The sequence below is a fragment of the Leptothrix cholodnii SP-6 genome, from assembly GCF_000019785.1.
GTDB classification, from domain to species: Bacteria; Pseudomonadota; Gammaproteobacteria; order Burkholderiales; family Burkholderiaceae_C; genus Sphaerotilus; species Sphaerotilus cholodnii.
Map to the genome: position 1 here is coordinate 4,879,164 of NC_010524.1, position 13,511 is coordinate 4,892,674.

Annotated in this window: 14 protein-coding genes and 1 pseudogene; 10 read left to right on the forward strand and 5 right to left on the reverse strand. The window is 71.4% G+C overall.

Annotated elements, in window-relative coordinates:
• Positions 1–11: 11 nt before the first annotated feature.
• From LCHO_RS21700 to LCHO_RS21715, 5 genes and pseudogenes are all read left to right on the forward strand, one after another.
• A pseudogene (locus tag LCHO_RS21700) lies at positions 12–542 on the forward strand (type 1 glutamine amidotransferase); the annotation flags it as partial.
• A gap of 279 nt (positions 543–821) precedes the next feature.
• Complete coding sequence (locus tag LCHO_RS23055) at positions 822–1,181, forward strand: YciI family protein (protein ID WP_083772825.1); 360 nt, start codon at positions 822–824, stop codon at positions 1,179–1,181.
• A gap of 89 nt (positions 1,182–1,270) precedes the next feature.
• The gene (locus tag LCHO_RS21705; protein WP_012349353.1) at positions 1,271–1,684 is read left to right on the forward strand and encodes a YciI family protein; all 414 of its coding nucleotides are present in this window, start codon (positions 1,271–1,273) and stop codon (positions 1,682–1,684) included.
• A 36-nt stretch (positions 1,685–1,720) separates the two neighbouring features.
• A complete protein-coding gene (locus tag LCHO_RS21710) occupies positions 1,721–2,143 on the forward strand; it encodes a VOC family protein (protein WP_012349354.1) in 423 nt (140 codons plus the stop codon).
• Positions 2,133–3,419 (forward strand): RNA polymerase sigma factor, encoded by a 1,287-nt coding sequence (locus LCHO_RS21715; protein ID WP_012349355.1) that lies wholly within the window; start codon positions 2,133–2,135, stop codon positions 3,417–3,419. The genes LCHO_RS21710 and LCHO_RS21715 overlap by 11 nt, the downstream gene beginning before the upstream one ends.
• Here the strand turns inward: LCHO_RS21715 and LCHO_RS21720 are convergent, their stop codons facing one another.
• Positions 3,420–3,758 (reverse strand): hypothetical protein, encoded by a 339-nt coding sequence (locus LCHO_RS21720; protein WP_012349356.1) that lies wholly within the window; start codon positions 3,756–3,758, stop codon positions 3,420–3,422.
• Positions 3,759–3,964: 206 nt separating this feature from the next.
• On the opposite strand from LCHO_RS21720, the gene LCHO_RS21725 reads away from it, so the two are divergent.
• Genes LCHO_RS21725 through msrB form a run of 3 tightly spaced genes read left to right on the forward strand, consistent with a single transcriptional unit; the run spans position 3,965 to position 6,469 of the window.
• Positions 3,965–5,218: a DEAD/DEAH box helicase gene (locus tag LCHO_RS21725; RefSeq protein ID WP_012349357.1), complete on the forward strand. Its 1,254-nt coding sequence runs from the start codon at positions 3,965–3,967 to the stop codon at positions 5,216–5,218.
• Between the two features lie 34 nt (positions 5,219–5,252).
• Complete coding sequence (locus LCHO_RS21730) at positions 5,253–5,978, forward strand: alpha/beta hydrolase (protein ID WP_012349358.1); 726 nt, start codon at positions 5,253–5,255, stop codon at positions 5,976–5,978.
• A complete protein-coding gene (gene msrB / locus LCHO_RS21735) occupies positions 5,975–6,469 on the forward strand; it encodes a peptide-methionine (R)-S-oxide reductase MsrB (RefSeq protein ID WP_012349359.1) in 495 nt (164 codons plus the stop codon). Before LCHO_RS21730 ends, msrB begins: the two co-directional genes overlap by 4 nt.
• Here the strand turns inward: msrB and LCHO_RS23060 are convergent, their stop codons facing one another.
• Positions 6,470–7,192, reverse strand: a complete 723-nt coding sequence (locus tag LCHO_RS23060; protein WP_190274826.1) for an AlbA family DNA-binding domain-containing protein — start codon at positions 7,190–7,192, stop codon at positions 6,470–6,472.
• A gap of 47 nt (positions 7,193–7,239) precedes the next feature.
• Positions 7,240–7,995, reverse strand: a complete 756-nt coding sequence (locus tag LCHO_RS21745) for an SDR family NAD(P)-dependent oxidoreductase (protein ID WP_012349361.1) — start codon at positions 7,993–7,995, stop codon at positions 7,240–7,242.
• A gap of 56 nt (positions 7,996–8,051) precedes the next feature.
• On the opposite strand from LCHO_RS21745, the gene LCHO_RS21750 reads away from it, so the two are divergent.
• Positions 8,052–9,956: a B12-binding domain-containing radical SAM protein gene (locus LCHO_RS21750; RefSeq protein ID WP_012349362.1), complete on the forward strand. Its 1,905-nt coding sequence runs from the start codon at positions 8,052–8,054 to the stop codon at positions 9,954–9,956.
• 26 nt (positions 9,957–9,982) lie between these two features.
• Here LCHO_RS21750 and LCHO_RS21755 read toward each other — a convergent pair whose 3' ends face one another.
• Together LCHO_RS21755 and LCHO_RS24175 are read right to left on the reverse strand one after the other, a co-directional pair.
• Positions 9,983–11,752, reverse strand: coding sequence for a sensor histidine kinase (locus LCHO_RS21755; RefSeq protein WP_012349363.1), 1,770 nt, complete (start codon positions 11,750–11,752; stop codon positions 9,983–9,985).
• Positions 11,746–11,874, reverse strand: a complete 129-nt coding sequence (locus LCHO_RS24175; protein ID WP_012349364.1) for a hypothetical protein — start codon at positions 11,872–11,874, stop codon at positions 11,746–11,748. The genes LCHO_RS21755 and LCHO_RS24175 overlap by 7 nt, the downstream gene beginning before the upstream one ends.
• A gap of 288 nt (positions 11,875–12,162) precedes the next feature.
• On the opposite strand from LCHO_RS24175, the gene LCHO_RS21760 reads away from it, so the two are divergent.
• The gene (locus LCHO_RS21760) at positions 12,163–13,482 is read left to right on the forward strand and encodes an ammonium transporter (RefSeq protein ID WP_012349365.1); all 1,320 of its coding nucleotides are present in this window, start codon (positions 12,163–12,165) and stop codon (positions 13,480–13,482) included.
• Positions 13,483–13,511: the final 29 nt, after the last annotated feature.

Below are 13,511 nucleotides of genomic sequence, written 5' to 3' on the forward strand. Positions count from 1 at the left end.
ACAAGGCGACGATGAGCCGAGCCCAGCCGCGGGTCCTGATCCTGCAACCGAAGGCCGACGACGGCCCGTCCTACCTCGCCACCTGGCTGCAGGCGCGCGGTCTCGACTTCACCGTGTGCAACGTCGAGGCGGGTGACGAGGTGCCGGTGGATGCCGGCGCCTTCGACGCCATCGCCATGCTCGGCGGCAGCATGAGCGCCAACGACGACCTGCCGTTCCTGCACCGTGCCCACGCGCTGCTGCGCGACGCCGTGGCGCGCGACGTGCCGGTGCTCGGCCACTGCCTGGGCGGCCAGGTGCTGGCTCGCGCGCTGGGTGCGGTCGTCACCGACAACCCGGTGCCCGAGATCGGCTGGAGCGAGATCACGCGCGCCGACCACCCGCTGGCGCGCGACTGGCTGGGCGATGTGTCCGAGCTGCCGGCCTGCCAGTGGCATTTCCAGACCTTCGCATTGCCCGAGGGCGCCACGCGGATCGCCGGCAACGCGGCCTGCGCCAACCAGGCCTTCGCGATTGGCCCGCACCTGGGCATGCAGTTCCACATCGAGGTCGATGCCGACAAGCTCGCGCTCTGGCGCAGCGAGCTGCCGGCGCCGGACTCGGCGCTGGCCGCCCACGCCAGCGTGCAGGACGCGGCCACGATGGGCGCCGACACCGCGCGCCTGCTGCCGCACAGCCAGCGCATCGCCGCGGGCATCTACGACCGCTGGCTGGCGCTGGCGGCGCAGCGCCGGCGCTGCGCCCGCAAGGCCGGCGCGGCCACTCGCCGAGCCCGGCAAAAGCGCCGGACAATCGTGCGCATCCAGACCCGGAGCGCTGCCATGTCCTACATGCTGTTGATCGTCGAGCCCACCGGCCAGCGCCAGGAGCGCGGCCGCGAAGGCGGCGAAGAGGCCTACGCGCAGATGCTGCGCTACACCGAGGAACTGCAGGCGCGCGGCGTGCTGATCGCCAGCAACTCGCTCGCCTCGCCGGCCCGCGGCGGCGTGCGGCTGCAGATGCGCGAGGGCCGGCGCACGCTGGTCGACGGCCCGTTCGCCGAGGCCAAGGAAATGGTCGGCGGCTTCTTCCTGCTCGACGTGGCCACGCGTGACGAGGCCATCGCGCTGGCCGCCGAATGCCCGGCGGCGCAGTGGTGCACGATCGAGATCCGCCAGGTCGGGCCCTGTTACGAGGGTTGAGGCTGTCGATTCGGGCAACGGTCGTCCGTCGTGGGGATGAGCGCGCCTGACAACGGCCGCCCGCCCTGCAACCCGAAGGAGCAAACACCATGCGATTCATGATCCTGGTGAAGGCCGACGCCGACAGCGAGGCCGGTGTCATGCCCGAAGAAGGCCTGATGGCCGAGATGGCCGCGTACCACGAGGAGTTGGCGCGTGCCGGCGTGCTGCTCGACGCCGCCGGCCTGCAGCCCAGCCGCACGGGCTGGCGGGTGCGCTACCGCGGCGGCGCGCAGCGGCAGGTCGTCGACGGCCCGTTCGCCGAGACCCAGGCGCTGCTGGCCGGCTACACGCTGATCCAGACCCGCACGCGCGAAGAGGCGTTCGAGTGGGCGCGCCGTTTCCCGGCGCCGATGGGCCAGCGCGAGGGCGAGATCGAGGTTCGGCAGCTGTTCGAGCTCGACGATTTCGAGCCCGGCGCGGCGGTCGGGCGTTTCCGCGGGCTGCTCGCCGGTCAGGGCTGACCGATTCCATCCACGCTGCACATCGAAAGGCACACCATGCATCACCAGATCTTCGTCAACCTGCCGGTCAGGGACCTGCCGCGCAGCATGGCCTTCTTCAAGGCCATGGGCTACAGCTTCAACGCCCAGTTCACCAACGAACTGGCGGCCGGCCTCGAACTGGGCCCGCAGCTCTACGCGATGCTGCTGACCGAGCCGTTCTTCAAGGGCTTCACCGGCAGGCCGATCGCCGACGCCCGCGAAGTCACCGAGGTGCTGACCTGCCTGTCGTGCGAGAGCCGCGCCGAGGTCGATGCGCTGGTCGCCAAGGCCGTTGCCGCCGGGGGCACTGCGCCGCGGCCGCCGATCGATCACGGCTTCATGTACAGCCACGGTTTCGAGGATCCCGACGGCCACATCTGGGAGCTGGTGCACATGGACCCGGCGGCGGCGGACGTGATGGCGCCGGATGAAACCTGAGCCGGCCGAGGTGCACCGCGCCATCGAGGCGGTCTGGCGCATCGAGGCGGCCCGCATCATCGCCGGCGTGGCGCGCCTGACGCGCGACATCGGCCGCGCCGAGGAGCTGGCGCAGGACGCGCTGGTGGCCGCGCTCGAACACTGGCCGGTCGACGGCCTGCCCGACAAGCCCGGCGCCTGGCTGATGGCCACCGCGAAGAACCGCGCGCTCGACCACCTGCGCGCGCTGGCCCTGCACGCGCGCAAGCACGAAGAACTCGGCCTCGACCTCGAGGCGCAGGAGGCCCATGTGGTGCCCGATTTCGTCGATGGGCTGGACGCGCGGCGCGCCGACGACATCGGCGACGACCTGCTGCGCCTGATCTTCACCACCTGCCACCCGGTGCTCGCCGCCGACGCTCGCGTGGCGCTGGCGCTGCGCCTGCTGGGCGGCCTGGGCACCGACGAGATCGCGCGTGCCTGCCTGGTGCCCGAGCCGACCATCGCGCAGCGCATCGTGCGTGCCAAGCGCACGCTGGCGAAGGCGCAGGTGCCGTTCGAGCTGCCCGCGCCGGCGCAGCGCGCCGAGCGGCTGGGCTCGGTGCTGGAGGTGATCTACCTGATCTTCAACGAGGGTTACGCCGCCACCGCCGGTGATGACTGGATGCGCCCGGCGCTGTGCGACGAGGCGCTGCGCCTGGCGCGCGTGCTGGCCGGCCTGATGCCGCAGGAGAGCGAGGTGCACGGCCTGGCCGCGCTGCTGGAGATCCAGGCCTCGCGCGCCCATGCCCGCATCGATGCGCAAGGCCGGCCGGTGCTGCTGCTCGAACAGGACCGCAGCCGCTGGGACCGGCTGCTGATGCGCCGCGGCCTGGCGGCCCTCGACCGGGCCGAGGCCACGTGCGCCGACGGCGCGCTCGGCCCCTACGCGCTGCAGGCGGCCATCGCTGCCTGCCACGCCCGCGCGGCGCGCGCCGAAGACACCGACTGGCCGCGCATCGTCTCGGTCTACGACCAACTGCTGCAGCGCCAGCCCTCGCCGGTGGTGGCGCTCAACCGCGCGGTGGCGGTCGGCATGGCGCTGGGGCCGGCCGAGGCGCTCGAACTCGTCGATCCGCTGACCGACGAGCCGGCGCTGGCGCGTTACCCGTGGCTGCCCGCGGTGCGCGGCGATCTGCTGGCCCGGCTGGGCCGCGATGCCGAGGCGGCGGCGGCCTTCGAGCAGGCCGCGGCGCTGACACGCAACGGGCGCGACCGCGAGCTGATGCGCGCCCGCGCCGAAGCGCTCAGGGCCTGATCAGGGCTTGACCAGCGCGGTGGCCTGGTCGCGCGCCGGGCCGAGCGTCCATTGCACGCTGGCGGGCGGCTGGACCAGGAAGGTGTTGGCGTCGATGCCGCCCTGGCCGGCCAGACGGGCCTGCAGCACGGTCGGGTGTTCGTGGTTGGCGTGCACCGCCACCCAACGCGGGCTGGCCGGGTGGCCGATCAGCACCGGGCTGGCGTCACGGTGCTGCGCGTAGGCGCTGGTCGGCGTGGCCGTGCTGGCGATGGCCGGATGCGTGAACGGGCTGGCGGCCTGTGAGGCGCCCGCTGCGAACGCGAACAGGGCAAACAGCGGGGCGGCAAGGGTCTTCATGAGGGGGCTTTCTGGATGGCTGTCAGTGGCCTGTCATTGACATGCTGCACTGCACAAGATCAGTGTAAACCCTAGGTATCGATCGGCTGTCCGGCCATCCCCTATCGAACCCGGGGGATTGTGGACATTGCACGTTTCGTGTGCGCGGGCGCCCTCCGCCACAATCCGGGGCTCTGCCCGCCCCGGCCTCGCGCCACTGGATCCCCATGTCATTTGTTTCGCTCGGCCTGTTGCCGGCTCTGGTCAGCGCCGCCCAGGCGCACGGCCTCCTGCGGCCCACGCCGATCCAGGCCGAGGCCATCCCCGCCATCCTGCGGGGTGTCGACGTGCTCGGCGCTGCCCGCACCGGCTCGGGCAAGACGGCGGCCTTCGCCCTGCCGCTGCTGCAGCGCCTGCAGCCCTGCCTGGGCGAGTGGCGGCGGCGCACCCAGGCGCTGGTGCTGGTGCCCACCCGCGAGCTGGCGCTGCAGGTCGGCGAGGTGCTGGAAGATCTTTCCAGCCACCTGGTCGAGCCGCCGCGCATCGTGATCGCCTTCGGCGGCGTCTCGATCAACCCGCAGATGATGGCGCTGCGCGGCGGCGCCGAGGTGGTGGTGGCCACGCCCGGGCGGCTGCTCGACCTGCTCGGCCACAACGCGCTGCGCATCGACACCCTCAACACCCTGGTGCTCGACGAGGCCGACCGCCTGCTCGACCTCGGTTTTGCCGACGAGCTGGCGCGCATCCGCGCCCAGCTGCCGCCGCGCCGCTTCCAGCACCTGTTCTTCTCGGCCACCTTCCCCGAAGAAGTGCAGGCGCTGGCCGACGAGTGGCTGCACGAGCCGGTGCGCATCGAGCTGCAGGCTGACGCCGCCGAGACGCCCGACATCACCCAGCGCGCCATCGAGGTCGACGCCACCCGCCGCACGCCGCTGCTGCGCAAGCTGCTGGCCGAGCCGGGCTGGGAGCAGGCGCTGGTGTTCGTCGCCACCCGCTACGCCACCGAGCTGCTGGCGCACAAGCTGCACCGCAGCGGCATCAAGGCCGCGGCGCTGCACGGCGAGCTGAGCCAGGGCGCGCGCAACGCCGCGCTGGCTGCCTTCCGCCAGCGCGAGCTGCAGGTGCTGGTGGCCACCGACGTGGCCGCGCGCGGCATCGACATCGCGCGCCTGCCGGTGGTCGTCAACTTCGACCTGCCACGCTCGACCGACGACTACACCCACCGCATCGGCCGCACCGGCCGCGCCGGCGAGGTCGGCCAGGCGGTCAGCTTCATCAGCGCCGACACCGAGGCGCATTTCCGCCTGATCGAGAAACGCCAGCAGCAGCGCGTGCCACGCGAGCAGATCGCCGGTTTCGAGCCGGTCGAGGTGGCCACCGCCGAGCAGGCCGTCGGCGGCGTCAAGGGCACGCGGCCGAGCAAGAAGGACAAGCTGCGCGCTGCTGCGGCCGCCGCGCAGGACCGGGCGCTGCGGCGCTGAAACAGCCGCACACGCGGCCACACGAGGTCCCGTCATGACACCACCCCCGATCGTTCTCGTGCACGGCGCCTGGGGCGGCGCCTGGATCTGGCGCCGCGTGCTGGGCCCCCTGCGCGCGGCCGGCCACGAGGTGCACGCCGTCACCCTCACCGGCGACGGCGAACGCGCCCACCTGCGCCACCCCGGCATCACGCTGCAGACCCACATCGCCGACGTCGTCGGGCTGATCGAGGCCGAGGAGCTGCGCGACGTGATGCTGGTCGGCCACAGCTACGGCGGCCAGGTCATCACCGGCGCGGCCGATGCGCTGCTCGCGCGTGATGCCGGTGCGATCCGCCAGCTGGTCTACGTGGACGCGATGGTGCCGCTGCCCGGCGAAGGCTGGGGCGGCTCGCACAGCGCCGAGATCGTCGCCGCTCGCACCGCGGCCGCGCTGGCCAATCACCACGCGCTGCCGCCGCCCGATCCGGCCGATTTCGGCATCTCCGGCGCCGACCGCGACTGGCTGCTGCGCCGCCAGGTGCCGCACCCCTTCGGCCCCTACCGCGAGCCGCTACCGTTCGACGGCGAACGCTGGGCGCGCCTGCGCCGCAGCTTCATCGACTGCAACGCGCCCGCCTATCCGACCATCAGCGCGATGCGCGAACGGGTGCGGCAACTGCCCGGCTTCGACGTGCGCGAGATCGCCACCGGCCACTGCCCGATGGTCAGCGAGCCGGCGGCGCTGGTGGCGCACCTGCTGGCGATCGCCGCGACATGACGCGCCGCAACCTGAACCAGCTGCTCGCCTCCTGGGGCCTGGGCGCAGGCCCTCGCGCCCGACCGGCCGCCGACGTGCCACCTGCAGTGCCGCGCGACGACGCGCTGCTGCTGACCGACGCCCAATGGCGCGAGCGCCTCGGCGCTGCGGCCTACGACGTGCTGCGCCACGAAGGCACCGAACACCCGTACACCAGCGCGCTGAACGACGAAAAGCGCGCCGGCCGCTACCTCTGCGCCGGCTGCGGCCTGGCGCTGTTCGACGCCCGCGCCAAGTTCGACAGCGGCACCGGCTGGCCGAGCTTCTTCGCGGCCCTGCCCGGCGCGATCGAGACCCGCGTCGACCACCAATTGATCATGCCGCGCACCGAGTACCACTGCGCCCGCTGCGGCGGCCACCACGGCCACGTCTTCAACGACGGCCCGGCGCCCACCGGGCAGCGCCATTGCAACAACGGCGTGGCGTTGAGGTTCGTGCCGGACGCGGATTGATCACTCGCATGCGAAGAAAACAAACCACACGCCAAGTGATTGATCGGATTGAATTAATTCCCTTCTTGTGCATTGTTTTCTTCCAGTGGAGATAACAAACGCCAGACCCACTCGCAGCAACTGCTCGGGAAACGTGCCCGAGCGCAGTCCTCGGGCTGATACGAAGCGGCGCCACGCCTCGGTCTGCAAGCGCTCCAGTGCAACCGCAACCGGTTCGCTCGCGGCACTTCTGACGCCGCGTCGGTAGGACAACTCGGTGACTTCGCTGGCGGTCATCTGCCGATTGCCTGCGTCCAGCCGGGCGTAGGTTCCGCCGTTCGTGATCGAGTGCACCGCGGGACTGCGCTCGACCTGTACCAGCAGCAGATGTCCGGGCTGGCCTTTGGCGGGACCGTTGTGCAGCGGGCAGGGCAGGCGCCGCAGGCGAATGGTTTCAATCGCCGGCTGGAACTCGCTCAGCAACTTGCGCTGCAGTTCGTCCACGGCCTCCGGGTTTTCTTCGACGCCGAACAGCCGCGCCGGGCCTTGATGCTCCTTGAGGTCTGCCACGCCCAATACCAGCACGCCGCCCTCGCCATTGGCCAGACCACAGATCGTTTCGAGTGCCTTGCCGACCATCTTCCCGCTGACACGCTTGAACTCGCGCTGGCGAGTCTCTCCCATACCGATCAATGCCTTGACCAGCACTTCGGATTGAGCCGGGGATTCGTCGTGGATGTTCATGGGTAATTTCTGTGCGATCTGGGTCCGGATTGTTGTGTTCGCCATTGCTACCAAGGCAGCCGCTGCCCGTCATACGCCACGAACTGCCCGCTGTCGCCCGGCGCCAGCCCGGCCAGCACCGCCAGCATCTCGGCCGCAGCCACCTCGGGCGAGCGGCCGATCTCGGCGCCGCGAAACGGCATCGACAGCCGCGAGTTCACGGTGCCCGGGTGCAGCGCCACCACCACCGCCTGCGGCTGGCTGCGCTTCAACTCGATGGCGGCCGTCTTGATGAACATGTTGAGCGCCGCCTTCGACGCGCGGTAGCTGTACCAGCCGCCGAGCCGGTTGTCCTCGATGCTGCCGACCTTGGCCGACAGCAGCGCCAGCACGCCGCGCTGGCGGTCGAGCAGGCGGCTGAAGTGGCGCAGCAGCAGCGCCGGGCCGAAGGTGTTGACGCGGAAGGTGTCGAGCATCTGCGCCATCTCGATGTCGCCGAGCTTCTTCTCGGGCATGAAGCCGTCCGTGCCGTTTCCGGCATCCGCGTGCAGCAGGCCGGCGGCGTTGACGATCAGGTGGAACGGCGCCTGCGCGGCCAGCTCGGCGGCGGCTGCGGCGATGCTGTCCTCGCGCTCGAAATCGATCGCCGGCTGCGACCGGCGGTGCAGCGCGACCACCGCCGAGCAGGCCGGATCGGCGCGCAGCTGCGCCACCATCGCCGCGCCGATCGCGCCGGATGCGCCGATCACCAGCGCCCGGAAACCGGTCGGAAAGCCGTTCGGCGGGAGGCGATCGATCGGCTTCTGGGGGTTCTGTGTGTTCATGCCGGCCAGGGTAGCCGCAGCGCCGAAAATCGGCCGATCCCAGCGCCGAAGCCACCATGCCGTCCCAACCCGTTCGTGTCCTGTCCGTCATCGCGCCGATGACGCAGCTCAACACCCCGTATCCGTCGACCGCCTACCTGACCGGCTTCCTGCGCTCGCGCGGGGTCGACGCGGTGCAGGAGGATCTGGCGCTGGCGCTGGCGCTGAAACTGCTGTCGCGCGACGGCCTGGCCAGCGTGCACGCGCGCATCGCCACGCTGCCCGCCGCCAAGCGCACGCCGCGGGTGCAGGCCTTCGAGGCCGACTACGCCCGTTACGCCGCCACCATCGCGCCGACGCTGGCGTTTCTGCAGGGCCGCGACGCCACGCTGGCGCACCGCATCTGCAGCCGCGCCTTCCTGCCCGAAGGCTCGCGCTTCGCGCCGCTCGATGCCTTCGAGGACGCCGACGGCAGCGGCCCGCTCGCCTGGGCCTTCGGCGCGCTCGGTGCGCAGGACCACGCCCGACACCTGGCCACGCTGTACCTGAACGACATCGCCGACGTGATCCGCGAGGCGGTCGACCCGCGTTTCGAGTTCGTGCGCTACGCCGAGAGCCTGGCGCTCAGCCAGCCCACCTTCGACCCGCTGGCCGATGCGCTGGCGGCGCCGCCCACCCTCGTCGACGAACTGCTGCGCGAGCTGACGCTGGCCGCGATCGAGCGCCACCGGCCGACGCTCGTGCTGGTGTCGGTGCCGTTCCCGGGCGCGGTCTACGCGGCCTTCCGCATCGCGCAGGCGATCAAGGCGATCGACCCGACGATCGTCACCGCGCTGGGCGGCGGCTACGTCAACACCGAGCTGCGCGAGCTGACCGAGCCGCGTGTGTTCGAGCACTTCGACTACCTGACGCTCGACGCTGGCGAGCGCCCGCTGCTGGCGCTGCTCGAACACCTCGACGGCAAGCGCTCGCAGACGCGCCTGGTGCGCACCTTCGTGCGCCAGGACGGCGCGGTGAAGTACATCAACTTCGTCGAGCCCGACGTTGCGTTCGAGGACGTCGGCACGCCGACCTGGGACGGCCTGCCGCTGGACCGCTATCTCAGCCTGCTGGACATGCTCAACCCGATGCACCGGCTGTGGAGCGACGGGCGCTGGAACAAGCTGACCGTGGCGCACGGCTGCTACTGGAAGAAGTGCAGCTTCTGCGACGTCAGCCTCGACTACATCTCGCGCTACGACACGGCGAGCGCACAGACGCTGGTGAACCGCATCGAGACCATCGTCAACGAGACCGGCCAGACCGGCTTCCATTTCGTCGACGAGGCGGCGCCGCCGAAGTCGCTGAAAGCGCTCGCCGCCGAACTGCAGCGCCGCCAGCTGGGCATCAGCTGGTGGGGCAACATCCGCTTCGAGAAGAGCTTCACGCCCGAGCTGTGCCAGCAGCTTGCCGACAGCGGCTGCATCGCGATCTCGGGCGGGCTCGAAGTCGCGTCGGACCGCCTGCTGACGCTGATGAAGAAGGGCGTGTCGGTCGATCAGGTGGCGCGTGTCACCAAGGGTTTTGCCGACGCCGGCATCCTGGTGCATGCCTACCTGATGTACGGTTTCCCGACCCAGACCGCGCAGGACACGGTGGACGCGCTCGAATACGTGCGCCAGCTGTTCGAGCAGGGCTGCATCCAGTCGGGCTTCTTCCACCGCTTTGCCTGCACCGTGCACTCGCCGGTGGGCCAGGCGCCGCAGGACTACGGCGTGACGCTGCAGCCGCTGCCGCCGGTGAGCTTCGCCAAGAACGACATCGGCTTCATCGACCCGACCGGCACCGATCACGACGCGCTCGGTGTCGGCCTGAAGAAGGCGCTCTACAACTACATGCACGGCATCGGGCTGGACGAGGACGTGCGCGCCTGGTTCGACTTCCCGGTGCCGAAGTCGCGGGTCGGGCGCAACCGCATCGCCAAGGCCTTGGCCGGCGCCTGACGCCAGGCCGCCGTGCTCGGTGTCGCTCAGGCCGGCGCGCCGAGCGGCAACGTCAGCGTGAAGCGCGCGCCTTCGCCCGGCGTCGATGTCACGCCCAGCGTGCCGCCCATCAGCTCGGCCAGCGAGCGCGACAGCGCCAGGCCCAGGCCGGTGCCGCCGTGCTGGTGCGCGACCTGGCTGTCGGCCTGCCGGAAGCGCTCGAAGATCAGCTCGTGCTGCTCGGCCGGGATGCCCGGCCCGGTGTCGACCACGTGCAGGCGCAGCTGCGTGGCGTCGCGTTCGACCTCGATCGCGACGTGGCCGCCGGCGGTGAACTTCATGGCGTTGGACAGCAGGTTGTTGAGCACCTGCTTGAGGCGCAGTTCGTCGGTGAGCAGGGTCTCGGGCACGTCGTCGGCGATCTGCACCCGCAGTTCCAGCCCCTTCTCGGCGGCGCTCACCGCGAAGAAGTCGGCGGTGCCCCTGACCAGCGGGCGGATCGCCACCGGCGTGGCGCCCACGCGCATCGCGCCGGCCTCGATCTTGGCGAAGTCGAGGATCTGGGTGAGCAGCGCGTTCAGGTGCTCGGCGGCGCGGCGGATCATGCCGGCCTGGTCCTTGAACTTGGGCTGCTCGATGCGTTTTTCCATCAGTTCGGCGAAGCCGCGGATGCTCGTCAGCGGCGTGCGCAGCTCGTGCGAGATGGCGGCCAGGAACTCGGTCTTGGCGTGGTTGGCCGACTGCGCCCGCGCCTCGCTGGCGATCAGCGCGACGTTGCTGGCTTCCAGGCGCCGCACGTTGCTCAGGAAGATCCAGGCCGCGGCGATCACGGCCGCGCTGAGCAGCGCGGTCAGCAGCAGCACGGTGTTGCGCATCGCCCGCCAGCCGGCCAGCGATTCGGCGGTGGCCGACGACACCAGGACGTACAGCGGGTAGTCGTCGATGCGGTGGTAGCCGACCAGGCGCTCGACGCCGTCGACCGTGCTGGCGCTGACGTAGTCGCCCGAACGCTGCCAGCCGCCGCTCACCAGCGGGCTGGCGGCACCGATGTTGGCGCCCATGCCGAGGCTGGAGTCGCCCATCACGCGGGCGCGGATCGCCAGGTCGGTGCCGACCAGCGTCACGCCACCCTGGCGGCCGAGCTCGACGCTGCGGTAGACGTTCTCGAAGTAGCTCGGGTCGAGCGAGGCCACCACCACGCCCAGCACCCGGCCGTCCGGCCCGTCGATGCGGCGCGACAGCTGGATCGTCCAGCGCCCGGAGACCTTGCCGAGCACCGGCTTGCCGATGAACAGGCCGTCGGCATGCTGCCCGGCGGCGCCGTCGGGGCTCAGGTGGACGCGGATGTGCTCGCGCGTGGACAGGTCGACGTGGCCGGTCTTGCTGCCGTCGGGGTCGAGGTTGCTGCCGCTGAAGCGGCCGTCCGGCCCGACCAGCGAGAGCTGCACCAGGATGGTCGGCGCCATGCCGGTCTCGTTGGCGAACTGCGCCAGGTCGGCCAGCGTGTGCGCGCCGCTGCGCACCGCGTCGCGCATGCGGATGGTGGCCTGGTCGACGGCCGCCACCACGCGCACGGTCTGCTCCTCGAAGGCGCGCGCGAGGTTGGTGTTGTGGCGCGCCTGCGCGGCCATCGACTCGCGGTATTCGAGGCCGATCACGACCAGCACCGAGGCCCAGGCGATCGCCAGCATCGCCAGCATGAAGCGCAGCGCCCAGCGGCTGACGAGGCGGGCAGGGCGCGAGGCGGGCGGGGCGTCGGTCGCGCTGTCGGGGGTGGTTCCGGTGACGGCGCGCGGGTCGTGCAAGGGTTTCAGCATGGGTTCACGGGTTGGCAAGTGCGCTGCGCCGGCTCGGGCAGGAAGAAGCTGACGCGGGTGTCGTGGCCGGCTTCGCCGTCGATGCGCACGCCCAGGCCGGTGCCCGGTATGTTGCCCGACATGTCGGTGCGGAAGAAGCGCTCGCCGACCCGCCCCGGATGTCGATCGCCTGGCGCATCAGCGGCAGGCCGCCGAAGTGACGGCACAGCGTGACCCTCCCGGCGATGTCGTCCGGGTGGTCGCCGCCCTGCTGGAAGCCGGCATCGGCCTGGGGCAGATCCGGCTCGGCACGCAGCCGTTCGGGCCTTTTCCCGCCCCCGCGTGACGACGAATTGGCGCTGCCCGCGTTTGTTACACGGGCCCGGTTATTGCAATTCCGCAGCGGCCCCTTCGTCATCCGGACACCGCCCATGCGTTTCCCCTCCGCCGCGACCCGCGGCTGCCTTGCCGCCTCGGCCTGGCTTTCCTGCGCCAGCGCCGCCGCGCAGCCGGCCGCGCGGGGGCTGCAATCGGCCGCCGTCATCGACAGCGGCGACACCGCCTGGATGATGGCCGCCACCGCGCTGGTGCTGCTGATGAGCATCCCGGGCCTGGCGCTGTTCTATGCCGGCATGGTGCGCAAGAAGAACATCCTGGCGACGATGGCGCAGGTGCTGGCGGTGTGTGCGCTGGTCAGCCTGCTGTGGTTTGCGCTCGGCTACAGCCTGGCGTTCCGGCCCGGCTCGCCGTGGCTGGGCGACACCGCCGGCGCCTGGCTGGCCACGCTGCATTTCGACCAGGCGCGCGGCCAGCTGAGCGTGCACCCGCTGGCGCCGACGGTGCCCGAGTCGGTGTTCGTGATGTACCAGATGAGCTTCGCCATCATCACGCCCGCCCTGATCGTGGGCGCGTTCGCCGAGCGCATGCGTTTTGCCGCCCTGTTGTGGTTCATGGCGCTGTGGTCGCTGGCGGTCTACGCGCCGATCGCGCACTGGGTGTGGGCGCCGGGCGGCTGGCTGGGCGCGATCGGCGCGCTCGACTTCGCCGGCGGCACCGTCGTGCACCTGAACGCCGGCATGGCCGGGCTGGTGGCGGCCTGGATGCTGGGCCGGCGCATCGGCTACGGCGAGCTGGCGCTGACGCCGTCGAACCTGGGCTACACGATGGTCGGCGCGGCGCTGCTGTGGGTCGGCTGGATGGGCTTCAACGGCGGCTCGGCCTTTGCCGCCGACGGCCGCGCCGGCATGGCGATGCTGGCCACCCAGCTCGCCGCCGCCGCCGCCACGCTGAGCTGGATGCTGGCCGAGTGGCTGGTGCGCCGCACGCCCACGCTGCTGGGCCTGTGCAGCGGCGCCGTGGCCGGCCTGGTGGCGGTCACGCCGGCTTCGGGTTACGTGACACCCGCCTCGGCGGTGCTGATCGGCGCGGCGGCCGGTGTCGGCTGCTACTGGGGCGCGACCGGCCTCAAGCGCTGGCTCGGTGCCGACGACTCGCTCGACGTGTTCGGCGTGCACGCCGTCGGTGGCCTGATCGGCGCGCTGCTCACCGGCGTGCTGGCCGACCCGCGCATCGGCGGCGTGACCGGCTCGCTGCAGGCGCAGGCGGTGGCTGCGGGCGCCACGCTGCTCTACAGCGGCGTGGTCACGGCGGCGATCCTGTGGGCGGTCGACGCCGTGATCGGCCTGCGCGTCACGGCCCGCCAGGAACACGCCGGGCTCGATCTCAGCCAGCACGGCGAGCGGGTCGAATGATCCCCACCTGATCGCCACGGAGGCCCGAC

Bases quoted from the DNA above. Each gene is read 5' to 3' on its own strand.
- LCHO_RS23055 (WP_083772825.1), top strand. From the start codon at position 822: ATGTCCTACATGCTGTTGATCGTCGAGCCCACCGGCCAGCGCCAGGAG.
- LCHO_RS21705 (WP_012349353.1), top strand. From the start codon at position 1,271: ATGCGATTCATGATCCTGGTGAAGGCCGACGCCGACAGCGAGGCCGGT.
- LCHO_RS21710 (WP_012349354.1), top strand. From the start codon at position 1,721: ATGCATCACCAGATCTTCGTCAACCTGCCGGTCAGGGACCTGCCGCGC.
- LCHO_RS21715 (WP_012349355.1), top strand. From the start codon at position 2,133: ATGAAACCTGAGCCGGCCGAGGTGCACCGCGCCATCGAGGCGGTCTGG.
- LCHO_RS21720 (WP_012349356.1), bottom strand. From the start codon at position 3,758: ATGAAGACCCTTGCCGCCCCGCTGTTTGCCCTGTTCGCGTTCGCAGCG.
- LCHO_RS21725 (WP_012349357.1), top strand. From the start codon at position 3,965: ATGTCATTTGTTTCGCTCGGCCTGTTGCCGGCTCTGGTCAGCGCCGCC.
- LCHO_RS21730 (WP_012349358.1), top strand. From the start codon at position 5,253: ATGACACCACCCCCGATCGTTCTCGTGCACGGCGCCTGGGGCGGCGCC.
- msrB (WP_012349359.1), top strand. From the start codon at position 5,975: ATGACGCGCCGCAACCTGAACCAGCTGCTCGCCTCCTGGGGCCTGGGC.
- LCHO_RS23060 (WP_190274826.1), bottom strand. From the start codon at position 7,192: ATGAACATCCACGACGAATCCCCGGCTCAATCCGAAGTGCTGGTCAAG.
- LCHO_RS21745 (WP_012349361.1), bottom strand. From the start codon at position 7,995: ATGAACACACAGAACCCCCAGAAGCCGATCGATCGCCTCCCGCCGAAC.
- LCHO_RS21750 (WP_012349362.1), top strand. From the start codon at position 8,052: ATGCCGTCCCAACCCGTTCGTGTCCTGTCCGTCATCGCGCCGATGACG.
- LCHO_RS21755 (WP_012349363.1), bottom strand. From the start codon at position 11,752: ATGCTGAAACCCTTGCACGACCCGCGCGCCGTCACCGGAACCACCCCC.
- LCHO_RS24175 (WP_012349364.1), bottom strand. From the start codon at position 11,874: ATGTCGGGCAACATACCGGGCACCGGCCTGGGCGTGCGCATCGACGGC.
- LCHO_RS21760 (WP_012349365.1), top strand. From the start codon at position 12,163: ATGCGTTTCCCCTCCGCCGCGACCCGCGGCTGCCTTGCCGCCTCGGCC.